The sequence below is a fragment of the Hydrogenophaga sp. genome (assembly GCF_030651625.1).
GTDB lineage: Bacteria > Pseudomonadota > Gammaproteobacteria > Burkholderiales > Burkholderiaceae_C > Hydrogenophaga.
In genome coordinates this window covers 1-14737 of sequence record NZ_JAUSCF010000030.1, presented here as the reverse complement: position 1 = coordinate 14737, position 14737 = coordinate 1, and the positions used below count along the sequence as shown (strand labels likewise).

Here is a 14737-nt window from a genome sequence, read left to right as displayed (position 1 = left end):
GTATTGCTAATGTTGGCTAATGAAATGTAGTTTGCATTCATGAGGCCACTTCGGCAAGCTATGCGAATGAACTCGCTTCCCTCCACCATGGCCGTCGCATGGCCGGTCTTCCTGCAAGGCCTCGCACTGAGCTTCGGGCTCATCGTGGCCATTGGCTCTCAAAACGCATTTGTCTTGCGGCAAGGTTTGCGTCGTGAACACGTGGGCAGTGTCGTGCTGTTTTGCGGTGTGGCCGACGCAGTGCTGATTGCTGCGGGTGTCTTCGGAATGGCCCAAGCCTTGGGCGATCGGCCCCAACTGGCACGTGCATTGGCATTGGCGGGCGCCTTGTTTCTTGCATGGTACGGATGGAAAGCGCTGCTGAGAGTCCGACACGCAGGTCGCTTGCAGGCTGCGCCCGGCGGCGATGGCCTGCATCGAGGTGCGGCGCTGGCTCAGGCTGCCGCGTTTACCTTGCTCAATCCGCACGTCTATCTGGATACTGTGTTGCTCGTGGGTAGCATCGGCGCGCAACAGCCCGCCATGCTGCAAGGCTGGTTCGTGGCAGGGGCCAGCGCGGCAAGCATGGCGTGGTTCACATTGCTGGGTTTTGGCGCTCGGTGGCTCGCCCCGTGGTTTGCCCGACCACGGGCCTGGCAAGTGCTGGACGGACTCATCGGCGTCACCATGTGGGTGCTCTCAGCTCTGCTGGTGCGCCACGCGCTGATTGTGGCCTGAGGAGATTCAGATGTACCTTCCAAAATACCATGCCTTGACCGACTTGGAGGCGATGCAAACGCACATTGAACATCACGCTCTGGGTGCCTGGGTCTGCCAGGAAGATGGAGCCTTGGTCGCCAATCACATCCCGTTCATCCTGGACAGAACACTTGGACCGTATGGGCGGTTGATCGGTCATGTATCACGCGCCAATCCGGTTTGGAGACAGCTGGGTGTGGGTATGCCTTCCGTCGTGATGTTCATGGGTGCGCAGACCTACATCACCCCGAGTTGGTACCCGGGCAAGCGCACGCACGGCAAGGTCGTTCCCACTTGGAACTACGTCACAGTTCATGCGCATGGTGCGGCACGCGCGGTGGAAGATCCCGACTGGATACTGGACATGCTTCAGCGCCTGACGGAGTCACAGGAAAGGTCTCGGTCCAATCCTTGGAGCGTTGCCGATGCGCCTGACGATTACGTTCGAAAGATGCTGGGGGCGATTGTCGGCATCGAAATAGTGATCGGGCGTATGGAAGGCAGGCTCAAGGTCAGCCAGGATGAGAATCATGAAGACCGTTTGGGCACGGTCGAGGGTTTGATGCAGGAGCCCGACACCCAGGCGCATGTCATGGCAGGACTCGTGCGTAAGGAAATAGAAGCAGGCTGACCAAGAGTCCAGGGATCCCCCCGGAGCTAGGTGAATCTAGGAATCGATTGAACTTGGCTGCAAGCCCCTCGGACGGACTCTCCAAGCTGCTATGCGCTCAACGGATCCAGGGCCTGTTTCAAGTCGGCCAGCAGGTCTTCCGGATCTTCGAGTCCAACAGACAGACGGATCAAATCCATGTTCACGCCCACCATTCACTTGCAAGTCGCTACTCGACTCGAATCTTGCGAGTATTAATCAGGTTCTCCCACCGGCTTTGTTCCGCCTGCCAAAGAGCGGCGAAGGACTCGGGTGTGGTGAATGCCGCCTCGGTTGCCGTCTTCGCGAAGAACTGTTTCATCTCGGGGTGTTCAACGGCCTTTGCCAAGGCTTGGTTTAGTTGTTGCACCCTGTCAGCGGGCATGCGTGGTGGGCCTGCCAAACCCATCCAAAAGTCCGCTGGAGCATCGATCACTTGTTCTTCGACAAGTGACGGCACGTCTGGCAGCAGGGCAGAGCGCTTGCGGGAAACGATACCCAACGGTTTCAGTTGGCCTGCCTGGATCCAAGGCATCGCGGTGGACAGTTCACCGAAAAGCACCTGCACCTCGTTGGCTATTGCGGCCTGCAGCATGGGGGCTCCGCCCTTGTAGGGAATGTGGACGATGTGCATGCCGGTGGTTTGTTTGACCAGCTCCATCATCAAGTGTGGATTGCTGCCGATACCTGTCGAGCTGTAGTTCAATTGCCCAGGTCGAGCCTTGACATGGTTCACCAGACCCTGGAAGTTACTAACGGGCACGGATTTGTTCACCAAGAGAACGGCCGTTGTGCGTAGAAACTGGCCTATGGCGGTGAAGTCCTTTGCGCCATCAAAGGGCGGCTTCGCGAACAGAAGCGGCGCGGTGATCTGTGCCGAAGGCAAGGACAGCAATAGCGTGTAACCGTCAGAAGGAGCCTGAAGGGCAAGAGAAGAGCCCAGCGTACCCGCCGCTCCAGCCCGGTTGTCCACAACCACTGGTTGGCCCAGTTCTTCGCGTAGACGTTCGGCAATCGCTCGAGCAGCCAGATCAGCCGGGCCGCCTGGTGGCACCGGTACGACTAGCCGCAGCGGCCGAGATGGGTACGTTTCGCGCACTTGGCCGAGCGACAGGCCGGGAAATGCGGCCATGGCGCCAAGTGCAAGCAGTTGGCGGCGCGACGTGCTCATAGCGGATTCCGTCCGACGAAGAAGGCCTCGTCGGGTTCGGACGTGGGCGTCAGGCCGGAGGCCTCGAGACCGCGACGCAACGCCGCCATATCGCGAGCATGCAGGCGTGGTGTCGGGTGCGGGATGGGACCGCCGTTGTAGCCTTGAAGCCAGGCCTGGTACTTCCAGATGGTCCGATTGAGGAGGCCGCTCATTGCCATCGGCAGGCTACCGAATGCCTTGCGTGCAGGATCGATCTTGTACCAAGCCTGAGTAGCTTCATCGTACTTGCCCGCTTGAATGAGCTTGTGCACGCTCGGAAGCCAGGGGCCGAAGTAGGCTGAGTAGTTTGTGCCACAGAATGGTATGGGGATCACCTGCGCGAGTGGAACGTACTCGTATTCCAAGGGGCAGGAGATCACCACTTCCTTGTGGAACTCACGGTGCACCTCGATGGCCGACATGATGTATGGCATGCCGCCTTCGGCTTTGATTGACACTACGTTCGGGCAATCGTCTACCAGCCTCCGCAAAAGGGGCAGGGGAATGTCCGCAGGGTGGAGGCTGCTGAATCCCCAGGCCGGTACCGGAAAGAGGATCACACCCAGGTTGGTCGCGTCGCAGAACGCTTTTGTGTAGGTGTATATATCCTCCAGCGAAGTGGGGTGGAAGAAAGGCGGGTAGCCAAGCAGGACCAGATCCGCGCCGGCTTCCTCGGCAAGCTTGGCCGCCTCGATGTTTTCTTCAAGCGAATTGAACACCGCATGGTGAATTACCATAATGCGCCCGTCAGCCTGCTCCACCATAGCCCGCGTGAATTCAGCGTACTGAGCGAGGGTAATCGCGTGCTCGGAACAAGCCAACGTGCCGACAAAGCCATGGCCGATTGCCGTTTCAACGTCGTGTCTTGCCGCCTTGGCGTTGATGCGCTGGAAGTCGGACGTCATTGTTGGGATCGTGACGTTTGCGACTCCGTTCATGTGCTCACGCGCCCATTCGCGCGCTTGCATACGGTTGTATTTAGCCATTTTGTACTCCTCTGTTGGGTGGATGGTTGCGCATCAGCGCTTGGATTCGAACTGGATAGGAAGCGACGTGGCAAGGCCCGCCTCCAACGCCTTGCGCACAAGGAGCTCCGCGACAACGATGTCTTGAAGTCCGCCTCCAACTGACTTGAACATGCGAATGTCGGCTGCGCGCACGCGGTCCTCACAGGAACCGCTCACCAGATCGTTGAGGCTGAAAGACTTTGCGTGAAACTTGATACCGGCGGCCTCGGCAGCGATCATGTCGCCGGTCTCGGTCAGCACTTCTTCAAGGCTGTCGCAGATGATTAGGTCACTGCGCTCGACCACACTGGCGTCAATCTCGCGCTGCTGCGGAATGGTGGACCCGATTGAGACCACTGTGGCATGCCGCTGAAGCCAGTTGCCGAAGAGAATCGGCTTTTCGCCCTGGGAGCGTGCTGCTGCAAGTACGATGTCGGCACCGTCCACGGCAGCCTCCCCGCTCGCCACGGCGCGCGCGGGCACACCTAGGTCGCGTGTTAATGCCTCGGCAAAAGCCGTACGGCGCTCTGGAGTGGGGCTGTGTACTACAACTTCCGTCAGCTTGCGTACCGCTGCAAAGGCCCTTACATGATTGGAGGCCTCCAGACCGCTGCCCAGCACCGCGAGGCGTGCTGGGGTTGCCCTTGCAAGACCATCCAGTGCAAGAGCTGAAGTGGCCGCTGTGCGGAAGGCTGTGATGGCATTCGCGTCGAGAAAGGCCGCGATCCGGCTCGTTTCTCGATCAAACAAAACGATCACGTACTCGACTCCAGCGGAAACCCCTTGTACGCCTGCGCCCATCAGTTTGGCCCCGAAGTAGCGGCCAGTCGGCGGAAACGCGGGTAGGGTGCGCAGCCAGGCTTTGCCAACGGTGGCAACGGTGCGAGGCGGCGAGGTACCCGCTTGCGGGGGCAGTCGGTAGGTGGCGCGCAGTGACTCGATTGCTTCGCTCCAAGTAAATACTTGGCGGACGACTTCACCGGATACGAAGACTGGGCTGTTAGAAAGTGTGGTCATGGATTTGGTATCAATGGGGACTGTGGCTATGCAGGGGATACGTTTCATGCCCTCAAGGGTGTATGAGGTCCAGGTCAGCCGAATGCGGGTTGTAGACCGTCCCAGCACAGGTACTTCAGCTCAAGGTACTCATCGATGCCATAGTGAGAACCTTCCCGACCCAGTCCGCTTTGCTTGATGCCACCAAACGGAGCGAGCTCGTTAGAGATCATGCCGGTGTTGATGCCCACCATGCCGGATTCAATTGCCTCGGCCGTTCGCCAGATGCGCGCTGCATCCTTGCTGAATAGATAAGAAGCTAGACCGAACTCGGTGTCATTGGCCATGATGATGGCTTCGTCGTCGGTGCTGAAGCGCACCAGTGGCATCACCGGTCCGAAGGTCTCTTCGACCGCCACGGCCATGCCCACTGTCACGTCTGCCAGCACGGTAGGTTCATAGAAGCCGCCGCCAAGCGCGTGGCGCTTGCCACCTGTCAACACGCGCGCACCGCCAGCCACAGCATTTTGGACATGCTCCTCGACCTTGCTCACCGCACCTGCGTCAATCATCGGGCCAATCTGCACACCATCTTCCAGCCCGTTACCGACCTTGAACTGCTTCACTCGCGCAGTCAGACGCGCTGCCAGTGCATCGTAGATTCCCTCCTGCACCATCACACGGTTTGCTGCAATGCACGACTGACCAGTGTTGCGAAATTTCGCGACCAGAATGCCCTCAACGGCGATGTCAATGTCGGCGTCGTCGAACACGATGCAGGGCGCATTGCCTCCCAACTCCATTGAACATTTCTTGATGGACGAGGCAGACTGCTCCAACAGCACCTTGCCGACTTCGGTCGAACCAGTGAATGTCACCTTGCGCACCAAGCGGTGGGAGGTCAACACACCGCCAATTGCACGCGTATCGTTGCCTGTGAGCACATTGAACACACCGGGCGGGAATCCCGCTTGCATCGCCAGTTCTCCCAGAGCCAATGCGGTCAGCGGCGTCTGACTGGCAGGCTTGACGACCATCGTGCAACCTGCGGCCAACGCGGGTCCGGCTTTGCGGGTGATCATGGCCGCAGGAAAGTTCCAGGGGGTGATGGCCGCGCACACGCCGATGGGCTGTTTGAGCGTGACGATGCGCTGTGTTTCCCTGGGTGAGGGGATCACGTCGCCGCGCACCCGCTTTGCTTCTTCGGCAAACCATTGCACAAACCCGGCAGCGTAGTCGATCTCTCCACGCGCCTCCGACAATGGCTTGCCTTCCTCCAGCGTGATTAGAGTAGCCAGGTCCTCCTTGTTTTCGACGATGAGTTCCCACCAACGGTGCACAACTTGAGAGCGATGCTTGGCCGTGGTCTTGCGCCACATCCGAAATGCTTTGTCCGCTGCGACGACAGCTCGCGTGGTCTCGGCTTCTTTGCAACGCGGCAGCTTGGCCAGAACTTCGCCAGTGGCAGGGTTGTGCAGTTCCGTGTGCCCGTGTGGCGTCTCGGTGATCCATTGCCCGTCGATCAGTGCAGCCTGGCGGAACAGAGTGGGGTTCTTGAAAAGATGTTGAATCACGACAATCCTTGAGGAGGTTTCTGTTCCGAAGCCCAGGGTCTGGATGCGCGCCAGATCCGCAGGTGTGCACAGATTAAATGCGATACGGAACGTATTGTATAAATGACCTAAGGTTTTGAACCCTGGGAAAACCCTAACCACTAGAGACCCGCTTCTTGCTTGAGTCTGTATGTGTCTTCTCAGAGGTATTCGGGTTTTTCCCGATACCGGTCATCGTCACCCTGCATGACATTATCAGATAACGAGACTGAGCGTATCGTATTTAAGAGTTGATAGTGTCCCAAAGCCAGTCATGCCATTAGCGCCTAAGCTGACCTTAAGCACATTTCCCAAGGAGAGTGATTCCATGAACATCATCGGACCAGACGAGCTTGTATTCGGCGTAAAAGACGTCACGGCCTGCGAGCAGTTCCTTGTCGACTACGGCCTGCTGTCGCAAGGGAAAGGACGTTTCGAAGCGCTTGATGGCACTGCCGTTGTTGTAAAGGAGGAAAGCGATCCCACGCTCCCCCTCAAGACGTTGGATACGGCGAACTTGCTTCGCAAGACGGTGTATGGGGTCGCTGATGCTGCGACCCTGCGCGCGATCGCCGATGAGGTCGGGCGTGACAGGGAAGTCAAGCACTTGCCAGACGGTTCGCTCGAGTGCGTGGATGATGTTGGCTTCGTGCTGGGCTTCAAGGTCACCCAGCGGCGTCCAGTCGGTCTCCCAGCAGAACGGATTAATGCTCCAGGAGATCTGAATCGACAAGTCAACACTCCCGTATCACCCGCCGCGGGACCAAGCGCGCAACCTCGGCCGCGCACCTTGTCCCACGTGGTGTATTTCGTTCCGGATATCGAGCGCACTGAAGCCTTCTACACCCAAAGACTGGGCTTCCGTGTGAGTGATCGATTTATTGGCATGGGGCCGTTCCTGAGACCAGCTGGCACGATCGAACACCATACGCTGTTCCTCATCCAGACCCCACCTCACATGCAGGGCTGCGAGCACTTTACGTTTCATATGGGTGGACCTGGTGAGGTGATGACCGCCGGATGGGAGCTGGCGAAAAAGGGGTACCAGTCTTACTGGGGGCCGGGCCGGCACCGCTTTGGCTCCAACTGGTTCTGGTACTTCAACACCCCGTTCGGTTGTCACATCGAATATGACGCGGATATGGACCTTCACGATGACAGTTGGGTGCCGCGCGAAGTGATGGCAGAAACCGACCTTTCGCAGATCTTCCTCTTTGACTGGCGTGAAAAATGGGCCCCAGGCGGTCCACCGCCCAACGCTGGCTAGACTGATCTGGACATGATCCGAATACCTCTGTGTCACGTCGACGAACTCGAGGATGGCTCTGCCATGGGCTTCACATACAAAAGCCCTGGTCGTGACAAGCTGTTCGTGGTGAAGCACCAAGGGCGCTTGCACGCCTGGTTGAACGACTGCCCACATTGGCCAGGGAGTCCAATGGCCTGGCGACGTGATGCTTACTTGAATCGGGATGCCACCCGCATCGTGTGCAGCGGTCACGGCGCGGAGTTCGAGATTCATACGGGTCGTTGTACCCACGGCCCCTGCCTGGGTGATTCGCTTCAACCAGTGAAACTGGATATCGACGCCGAGTGGCGCATTCATGCGGTCATTCCCGCGGAAGCGTCCAAACTGGAGGACAAGGGTTGAAAGCCGTGCGCACACTCCGATTGCTTTGGTTCGTTCCTTCGCCATTGGCCATCCTTGCCGAAAATTGGAAGCTGTCAGAGGGGCTGACACTTCAGGCCGAGCGCAACGCTTCGTCCGACATGCAGTTCGATGCGCTCGCCTCAGGCGCGGCGGATGCTGTAGTCACCGCGATGGACAACGTGATGGACTGGAACCTGCGTATGGGTCCCCAGGACCTTCGCGTCGTTGCACAATTGGAGAGCACTACGCCGTTGTCAATAATTTCCCGGCCCGGTTTGAACCATCTGGATGATCTGCGCGGCGCAACCGTCCTGGTTGACGGGCCGAGCAATGGTTTCATCGTTGCCCTGCGCGCGATGCTGGCTGAAGCCGGATTGGGACAACATGCCTATTCGCTTGCACCGGTGGGTGGCGTGAAGGAGCGCTTCGATGCTATGGTGAGCGGCCGAGGTGACGCCACTTTGCTGGGCCCGCCATTCGATGCTATGGCGATCGAGGCAGGCATGAGCCGCCTTGCCAGCATTCAGGATCGCTATCCCTCATTTCCCGGGCAAGGTCTGGTGGTGAGCGGACGCACTATAGAGCAGTTGCGTCCAGTGCTCACGGCCTGGATAGGTGCATTGGACGAGGCACGCATTCGGATGGTCAGGGATCCAGGCACGGCGCGCCAGGTATTGACCCACTTTGGCTTTCCTGCGCCTGCAGTCGAGGTCATGATCCGCACTACGGCGGCTTCGCTGCAGCCTGATCCGGCTGGCGTGGCCTTGTTGATCGAACAACGTCGCAGCGCAGGGCTGCCTGGTGCAGAAACCACCTATGAACGACTTGTCGATATTTCTTTGCTGCCTCAAGCCTAAAGCAGGAGTGCATTGAGCTTCAAAATCAGGCTGCCTTGCGCCTGGGCGTAGGCTTTGCCCCAAGGTTTGAATCGGGTGGGGCAAGCATCTGCATCATTGTGGTGCAGTGTGTTTCCGCGAACTTCTTGTCGAGGGGAAGGTGACCCACCAGCAGTCGGAAGTAGATGGGCGCGTAGAGAACGTCCATTTGCAGCTCCGCATCCATGTCAATGCGGAATTCACCGCAGCGACGGGCATCCTCCACTACCTCGCGGACCACCGCACGACGCCCGTACCAGAAGCGCTCCCGAAACTCGCGCAGCACGTCCCTGTCACCTTGTCCCTCTGCGAGGATCTGTGCGACGATGCGTCCCGACCATCCACTGTACTCGTCGACCAGCAGATGGATGTGACGGGTCAGTGCCGCACGCGGACTCCCACCTTTTTGCATCGGCGTGTGGCTAACGTGAGCGCGCACAAATGCCTCGATGACCACTGCGGCCTTCGATTCCCACCAGCGATAGATAGTCGCTTTGCCAACGCCAGCCTCGCGTGCGATGGATTCGATGGATATCTGCTGCAGCGGAGTCGTTTCCAGGAGCTTGAGCGTGGCATCGAGAATGGCCACCCTGGAGGTGTCGCTACGCGCTCTTCCGGGTGGGCGAGCCCGAAGGGAACCGGTGCCGGCGTTGCCTGAGCGCACAGGTTTACGGATGGATGCTGAGATGCCGGCTTTGGCCGCAGCGCCTTTAGAGGTCGATTTGGTAGGCAAGGTGGTCCGCGATCGAATATGACAAGACCATTATCCGGGACATGCATACCCAGCACCAACCCAGACCCAGCGCTTGGCTTCGGACGTTGTAGATGCGCTGCAACTGCAAGCCTGGGCCGATCTCAGTCCTTAGCGCCATGCTCAAGGTCTAGCAGAACGAAGGCCATCCGACAGGGTTTGCCGGAACGATTCGACCAGCTGTGGTTGGTGGCCCGCTGGATCAGGATGTCGCCCGGTCTCATCAGAGTTTCGCCTTCGTCCATCAGGGCGAATATTTCTCCTTCTAGGACGATGGCATAGTCTAGAGATTGGGTCTTGTGAAACCAGAAGTGACGGGCATTGTCGTTGTCACGAACACCATGCTCGTCTAGGAAGCGTGCAAGCTCTTCGGTGTCGTAGCTCTCGTCGGGCGGAAAATCGACGATGCGCAGCAAAGAGCCACCTTTTGAATGAAAACCAAAGGCTTGACCGGCAGGCGCCGGGTCAGAGCCGGGCGCTGCGGCATCGCCCGTCACCCAGACCACATGGGCCAGTGGAGAACCAACGCCACTTGTATGGTTCGGGGCTGGCCCGTCCGAAAGAAATATGGATTTGCCCGCCGCGTTTTCGCCGGTCACGATTCGGCGAACAGGTCGCCGTGGCCCCGATGTCTTCGTCGGTTGACTCTCATTGATGGTTGCAGTGGTCACGCCTGGTCTTTCTGTTGGATCTGTTGGTTTTGTTGGTTTTTGTTGGGAGTCGGTTGGGTAATCACATGGGCTGACCGAGGTACTGATAGGTCTGCAGCAACAAAGCCGCCGACCGCTGTGGATTTGGTACGGGCTCTTGCTCGTACCGGCAAAGCTGTAGTGACGCATCCCATACGGTCTTCACCCGTTCGAACCGGCGATTCGAATAGCTCTGCAATGCCTCAGGGACACTTGCAGTCTGTGAGAGGCATTCGGTGAGCACCACCGCATCCTCGATGGCCATGCCGCCACCGGACGTCATCTGAGGGGTAGGTGAATGCGCTGCGTCACCCAGTAGGACTACCCTTCCTCTGTGCCATGGAGGCGGCACCAGATTGATATCAAAGGGTCGAAAAATCACCTGATTCGCGGAGGTCACGTGTGCGAGGGAGTCGCGTAGGGCGGGTGCACTGAAAGCTGCAAGCCTCTCGAACAGCAGTGTGTGCAACTGGTCTTTGTCAAGATGGAGGTGTTTATCGCTGCTCTCAAGGAAGAAAAAGTAGCAAGTCTCCTTCGAGGTGGGAAAAGCTCCCACGGTGCGTCTGCCGTCGGCTGAGCGCCACAGGCAGAAGGCATCTACGTCGTTGGGTCGGGGCGCGTTGAAGCGCCAGCAGCTCTGGCCTGCGAACCAGACCTTGTGTTCCGGGCCAAAGATCCGGTCGCGAAGTTTCGAATAGGCGCCATCCGCCGCCACCACGAGGTCGTAGGACTGCTGGCGACCGTCCGACAGTGTGACTTCAACCTGGTCGGCGCGGTCCGTCAGATCGGTAACGGTCAGATCCTTTTCGAGCACGGCACCAACCCCCTCGGCTGCTGACTCGAGAATCCGGGCAAGTTCGGGCCTTCGGATACCGCAGCAAGCAGGTGCGGGGTTGGTCATTAGCAACTGACCGGAGGCTGCATGCTGCTTGAATGCTTGAAAGGGAAATCCGCTGTCCATGCATTGCTCTGCAAGTCCGATGCTGCCCAAAGCGCGCAGTGTGTTGTGCATCAAATTGATGCCCGATCCGGTCATCGGTATGCACGACTTGATGTCAATGCAGTGAGCGTCGATACCTGCTCGTTGCAATGTGTATGCCAGGGTGGAGCCACCTATGCCGCTGCCCACTACCAGTACCTTTTTCTTTTGTGTCATGTCATGTCTCCTTGTTCGCCAGAGGGTGATGGATTTAATTGTTCTGCTCGTGCCGCACGCAAGCGTTGCGTTGCCTGCCCAAGCCTTCGATTTCCGCTTCCATCACGTCGCCATGCCGGAGGAAGCGGTTGTAATGGGTGCCGTTACCTGCAGGTGAGCCGGTAGCGATGAGATCACCCGGCCACAACGCGACGTGCGAGCTGATGTATTCAATCTGTCGCGCCACGTCGAACAGCATGTCGGCCGTGGACTCGTCCTGCATGGTCTGACCGTTCAGCTTCAGGTTCATGCGAAGGTTCTGTGGGTCCGACACAAAGCATGCCGGCACCAGGGTTGGGCCAAAGGGCATGAAAGTGGGGGGTGACTTGGACCGCAGCCAGTCGGTGCCCAGCATCTTGTAGTCAGTGCGGGCAATTAGGTCGCGTGCAGAGACGTCATTTACGATCGAGTATCCGGCGACATAGCTGAGCGCATCAGCACGGCAAACGTTGCGAGCCGGGCGACCAATGATCACCGCGAGCTCCAGCTCCCAATCCGGCTTTTGTGTGGTGTCGGGAAGGACGACTGGGTCGAAGGCACCGGTGATGGCTGAAGGCAGCTTCGGGAAAACATAGGGCTCCCCGTTGTTCGCCCGCTCGTCCATCATCTCCTCCGCCCACTTTCGCAGTGCGTCACCTTTAAGACCCGCCGGGCCGACGCCCATGTCCAGAGTGAGGTCCACCACATGCTTACGGTAGTTCGCTCCAGTGCACAATACTTGACGCGGCAGGTCAACAGGCGCATGGACCTGAAGGCTGGACATCAGCAACGAGCCAGGGTGTTTGGGGGACAACTGATCCGCCAGCGTGCGCATCACCGCCAGGTTGGTAGGCCAGTCCTGCAGGAGCTCGAGAACCGAAACCCTGCTGGACCACCGGGCTCCGCACCGCACGGCATTGGCGTGTACGTCACCTAAGGGAAGTACGTGTTCGCCAAAACAGAGGCCGGCGAAGCGCGGCTCACCCTGCCGAGAGAAAGTACCCAGGGCAAATTTCATCGCTCGTCCGCTTACATGAAGGGCTTGCGCGGAGTAGGCCACCAGGTGCCCTCTTGGCGCGGCCCCATCCGGTTGCGCAGGACGCCGACGCCCGACACCTCCAGCTCCACGATGTCGCCAGGTGTGAGGCTGCGACCCAATTCCAGTGCAGAGCCGTTGCCCATGGTGCCGGAGCCGATAACGTCGCCCGGCTGCACATGGTCGCCTAGCGAGACGTAAGCGATCAATTCTTCAACGCTCCAGAGCAACTCCGAGCTGTCGCCCTCGCCCCAGGTTTCCCCGTTGACTCGCACCGACATGCGTATGTTGTCCAGTCGGGGGAATTCGTCGATCGTGGTAATCCAGGGGCCGATGCCATAGGCAAAGTCCTTGCTTTTGGTGGGCCCCATGCCGATTGCGAACTCGTTGGCCTGCAGGTCGCGAGCAGAGAAGTCGTTGAATATGGTGACGCCAAACAGGTGGGATCGCGCGGTATCCGGAGTGATGTTGTGAGCGGTACGCCCCATGACCCAGCCGATCTCCAGTTCGTAATCCATCTTCTCCGCGCGGGCTGGCCAGGGCACCTCGGCATCATGGCCTATCACCGTCCACGGTGTGCCCTTGAAGTAGCCGGGCACTTGCAGCAGCGCAGGTGCGGGGGTGAGATTCATGCGTTCATGGAACTGCCGGATGTGCTTCACGAAGGTAAGGCCGTCACGCACGACAGACGGATCACAAGCCGAGCCCCAATGCAGCCCTTCAAACGAAAGGGATGCGTCATCCCCGTGCTTGAGCGCGGCTTCTGCCGCCGTTTCCAGAAACTGCTCCCCCAGAGCGATGGCGGCCGACATACTTTCAGGGAACAAGATCGAGGCGTAGCGCAGGGCTGCATCACGGCTGGCGCCGCGCGACTGCTGTCGCAAGGCTTCGGCCGCGCGCAGGTCGATCACACGAGATTGCTCTGGCAGCACCATGCAGATGCGCTGGACTGGGCCGTCGAGGCCCTGGATAACAAACCTTCCAAGTTTCACAATAGCTCCAATAAAACGGCTGTTTTGATTACGATACTATGCGTCTCGAAATAAACAAAACATACTGGTGTTTTCCCTAGTATTGCAAAGTAATATTTCTATAATCTCATAGCAAGACTTGTTCGAAGATCGCACGTTGTGACAGCGATACGGATCGTATCTAAAACATGTCATCTGTCGCCGCCAGGCGTCTTAGTGGGTGACGCCCACCACAATACTTCCGGTTAGAAGAAGTCAAGCAAGACGGCCCGCTTAGCCCGGGTGTTCGCGTTCCGCAGGATCCTGCATACCGAGGTAGGCGGCTTGCACCTCTGGGCGTGCGATCAGGTCATGCCCCGCACCTGTCAGTGTGATGCGACCGGTTTCGATCACGTACCCGCGATCCGCTACAGAAAGCGCGAAGTGCGCGTTCTGTTCGACGAGGAGAATCGTTGTTCCCTGAGATCGCAGTCGCCCGATGATTTCGAATATCTCTCGCACTATGAGCGGGGCCAGCCCCATTGAAGGCTCGTCGAGCAGCAGCAGCTGAGGGCGCCCCATAAGCGCGCGACCCATAGCGAGCATCTGCTGTTGTCCACCCGACAGGGTGCCTGCCGCGAGATTTCGCTTCTGGTACAACACTGGGAACATTGTGTACACGGCGTCCAGATCCACCGCGACCGACTTGTCCCGTGGCCGGCAGAAGGCTCCGAGTGTCAGGTTGTCTTCAACCGACATTGGTCCGAATACCTGCCGTCCTTCCGGTACTTGGCAAATGCCCGCTTGCACGCGCCCCTTGGGCTGCATGCGGGAGATGTCACGGCCTCCGAAATGGATGCATCCAGCCGACACCGGTTGAACACCAGAGATGCAACGCAAGAGCGTGCTTTTGCCCGCCCCGTTTGCACCAATTAGCGCTACCAGCTCACCGGCTCCGACTTCCAGCTTTACGCAGTCCAGAGCCTGGATACGTCCGTAGTAGCTTGAAAGTCCCTCAATGCGAAGCAGTTCGGTCATGCTGCACCCAAATAGGCTTCTATAACGGCCGGATCCTGGCGCACTAAGTTCGTGGCACCGAAGGCAAGGCGGCGACCGTGGTTGAGGACCAGCAACCTTTGCGACACACCCATTACCAACTTCATGTCGTGCTCGACCAGCACGATTGAAACCCCCTGGGCTGCAATGCCCTTGATCAGATCTGCGATCTCGGCCTTCTCGGACATGTTCAGACCCGCTGCAGGTTCGTCCATGAGCACTAGGCGGGGTTCCCCTATGGTAAGCGGTCATCCAACTACGTCTTCCCACAGAGCGCTTGAGAGGGGAAGCTACGTGTCCATGTAGAACAAGGTGGACACGTATGTCAGAGATCGACGCAGAGGTGGTACGGCGCCTGGTCACGGGTCGCAAGAACGATGG

General features: G+C 58.7%; 17 protein-coding genes. 5 read left to right on the top strand and 12 right to left on the bottom strand.

The window, feature by feature from the left end:
* The first annotated feature begins 66 nt into the window (after nt 1-66).
* Both Q7V46_RS13695 and Q7V46_RS13690 read left to right on the top strand, forming a co-directional pair.
* Nucleotides 67-717 carry a LysE/ArgO family amino acid transporter gene (locus Q7V46_RS13695; RefSeq protein ID WP_304914109.1) on the top strand — a complete coding sequence of 217 codons (651 nt, stop codon included), beginning with the start codon at nt 67-69 and terminating at the stop codon, nt 715-717.
* A gap of 10 nt (nt 718-727) precedes the next feature.
* A complete protein-coding gene (locus tag Q7V46_RS13690; protein ID WP_304914108.1) occupies nt 728-1369 on the top strand; it encodes an FMN-binding negative transcriptional regulator in 642 nt (213 codons plus the stop codon).
* 89 nt (nt 1370-1458) lie between these two features.
* On the opposite strand, the gene Q7V46_RS13685 is transcribed toward Q7V46_RS13690, so the two are convergent.
* The 5 genes from Q7V46_RS13685 to Q7V46_RS13665 all read right to left on the bottom strand — a co-directional run bounded on the left by Q7V46_RS13685 (nt 1459) and on the right by Q7V46_RS13665 (nt 6156).
* On the bottom strand, nt 1459-1548 hold the full coding sequence (locus tag Q7V46_RS13685) for a PLP-dependent transferase (protein WP_304914107.1): 90 nt from the start codon (nt 1546-1548) through the stop codon (nt 1459-1461).
* A 29-nt stretch (nt 1549-1577) separates the two neighbouring features.
* Entirely contained in the window at nt 1578-2558 is a 981-nt protein-coding gene (locus Q7V46_RS13680; RefSeq protein WP_304914106.1) for a tripartite tricarboxylate transporter substrate binding protein, read from the bottom strand.
* Nucleotides 2555-3565: a dihydrodipicolinate synthase family protein gene (locus Q7V46_RS13675; protein ID WP_304914105.1), complete on the bottom strand. Its 1011-nt coding sequence runs from the start codon at nt 3563-3565 to the stop codon at nt 2555-2557. The genes Q7V46_RS13680 and Q7V46_RS13675 overlap by 4 nt, the downstream gene beginning before the upstream one ends.
* A gap of 33 nt (nt 3566-3598) precedes the next feature.
* Complete coding sequence (locus tag Q7V46_RS13670) at nt 3599-4603, bottom strand: ornithine cyclodeaminase family protein (protein ID WP_304914104.1); 1005 nt, start codon at nt 4601-4603, stop codon at nt 3599-3601.
* 74 nt (nt 4604-4677) lie between these two features.
* Nucleotides 4678-6156: an NAD-dependent succinate-semialdehyde dehydrogenase gene (locus Q7V46_RS13665; protein WP_304914301.1), complete on the bottom strand. Its 1479-nt coding sequence runs from the start codon at nt 6154-6156 to the stop codon at nt 4678-4680.
* Between the two features lie 346 nt (nt 6157-6502).
* On the opposite strand from Q7V46_RS13665, the gene Q7V46_RS13660 reads away from it, so the two are divergent.
* Genes Q7V46_RS13660 through Q7V46_RS13650 form a run of 3 tightly spaced genes read left to right on the top strand, consistent with a single transcriptional unit; the run spans nt 6503 to nt 8682 of the window.
* Nucleotides 6503-7441: a VOC family protein gene (locus Q7V46_RS13660; protein ID WP_304914103.1), complete on the top strand. Its 939-nt coding sequence runs from the start codon at nt 6503-6505 to the stop codon at nt 7439-7441.
* A 12-nt stretch (nt 7442-7453) separates the two neighbouring features.
* Entirely contained in the window at nt 7454-7825 is a 372-nt protein-coding gene (locus tag Q7V46_RS13655) for a Rieske 2Fe-2S domain-containing protein (RefSeq protein WP_304914102.1), read from the top strand.
* Between the two features lie 5 nt (nt 7826-7830).
* A complete protein-coding gene (locus Q7V46_RS13650; protein WP_304914300.1) occupies nt 7831-8682 on the top strand; it encodes an ABC transporter substrate-binding protein in 852 nt (283 codons plus the stop codon).
* Nucleotides 8683-8707: 25 nt separating this feature from the next.
* Here Q7V46_RS13650 and Q7V46_RS13645 read toward each other — a convergent pair whose 3' ends face one another.
* The 7 genes from Q7V46_RS13645 to Q7V46_RS13615 all read right to left on the bottom strand — a co-directional run bounded on the left by Q7V46_RS13645 (nt 8708) and on the right by Q7V46_RS13615 (nt 14571).
* Nucleotides 8708-9289, bottom strand: a complete 582-nt coding sequence (locus Q7V46_RS13645) for a TetR/AcrR family transcriptional regulator (RefSeq protein ID WP_304914101.1) — start codon at nt 9287-9289, stop codon at nt 8708-8710.
* A 266-nt stretch (nt 9290-9555) separates the two neighbouring features.
* Complete coding sequence (locus tag Q7V46_RS13640; protein WP_304914100.1) at nt 9556-10122, bottom strand: cupin domain-containing protein; 567 nt, start codon at nt 10120-10122, stop codon at nt 9556-9558.
* Nucleotides 10123-10183: 61 nt separating this feature from the next.
* The gene (locus tag Q7V46_RS13635) at nt 10184-11296 is read right to left on the bottom strand and encodes an FAD-dependent monooxygenase (protein ID WP_304914099.1); all 1113 of its coding nucleotides are present in this window, start codon (nt 11294-11296) and stop codon (nt 10184-10186) included.
* A 34-nt stretch (nt 11297-11330) separates the two neighbouring features.
* Complete coding sequence (locus tag Q7V46_RS13630; protein WP_304914098.1) at nt 11331-12332, bottom strand: fumarylacetoacetate hydrolase family protein; 1002 nt, start codon at nt 12330-12332, stop codon at nt 11331-11333.
* A gap of 11 nt (nt 12333-12343) precedes the next feature.
* Nucleotides 12344-13285 (bottom strand): fumarylacetoacetate hydrolase family protein, encoded by a 942-nt coding sequence (locus tag Q7V46_RS13625; RefSeq protein ID WP_304914097.1) that lies wholly within the window; start codon nt 13283-13285, stop codon nt 12344-12346.
* Between the two features lie 309 nt (nt 13286-13594).
* On the bottom strand, nt 13595-14329 hold the full coding sequence (locus Q7V46_RS13620) for an ABC transporter ATP-binding protein (RefSeq protein WP_304914299.1): 735 nt from the start codon (nt 14327-14329) through the stop codon (nt 13595-13597).
* Between the two features lie 5 nt (nt 14330-14334).
* Nucleotides 14335-14571, bottom strand: coding sequence for a hypothetical protein (locus Q7V46_RS13615; RefSeq protein ID WP_304914096.1), 237 nt, complete (start codon nt 14569-14571; stop codon nt 14335-14337).
* Nucleotides 14572-14737: the final 166 nt, after the last annotated feature.

Coding starts and splice junctions, on each gene's coding strand:
- Q7V46_RS13695 (WP_304914109.1), top strand. CDS start 67: ATGAACTCGCTTCCCTCCACCATGGCCGTCGCATGGCCGGTCTTCCTG.
- Q7V46_RS13690 (WP_304914108.1), top strand. CDS start 728: ATGTACCTTCCAAAATACCATGCCTTGACCGACTTGGAGGCGATGCAA.
- Q7V46_RS13685 (WP_304914107.1), bottom strand. CDS start 1,548: ATGGATTTGATCCGTCTGTCTGTTGGACTCGAAGATCCGGAAGACCTG.
- Q7V46_RS13680 (WP_304914106.1), bottom strand. CDS start 2,558: ATGAGCACGTCGCGCCGCCAACTGCTTGCACTTGGCGCCATGGCCGCA.
- Q7V46_RS13675 (WP_304914105.1), bottom strand. CDS start 3,565: ATGGCTAAATACAACCGTATGCAAGCGCGCGAATGGGCGCGTGAGCAC.
- Q7V46_RS13670 (WP_304914104.1), bottom strand. CDS start 4,603: ATGACCACACTTTCTAACAGCCCAGTCTTCGTATCCGGTGAAGTCGTC.
- Q7V46_RS13660 (WP_304914103.1), top strand. CDS start 6,503: ATGAACATCATCGGACCAGACGAGCTTGTATTCGGCGTAAAAGACGTC.
- Q7V46_RS13655 (WP_304914102.1), top strand. CDS start 7,454: ATGATCCGAATACCTCTGTGTCACGTCGACGAACTCGAGGATGGCTCT.
- Q7V46_RS13635 (WP_304914099.1), bottom strand. CDS start 11,296: ATGACACAAAAGAAAAAGGTACTGGTAGTGGGCAGCGGCATAGGTGGC.
- Q7V46_RS13630 (WP_304914098.1), bottom strand. CDS start 12,332: ATGAAATTTGCCCTGGGTACTTTCTCTCGGCAGGGTGAGCCGCGCTTC.
- Q7V46_RS13625 (WP_304914097.1), bottom strand. CDS start 13,285: ATGGTGCTGCCAGAGCAATCTCGTGTGATCGACCTGCGCGCGGCCGAA.
- Q7V46_RS13615 (WP_304914096.1), bottom strand. CDS start 14,571: ATGGACGAACCTGCAGCGGGTCTGAACATGTCCGAGAAGGCCGAGATC.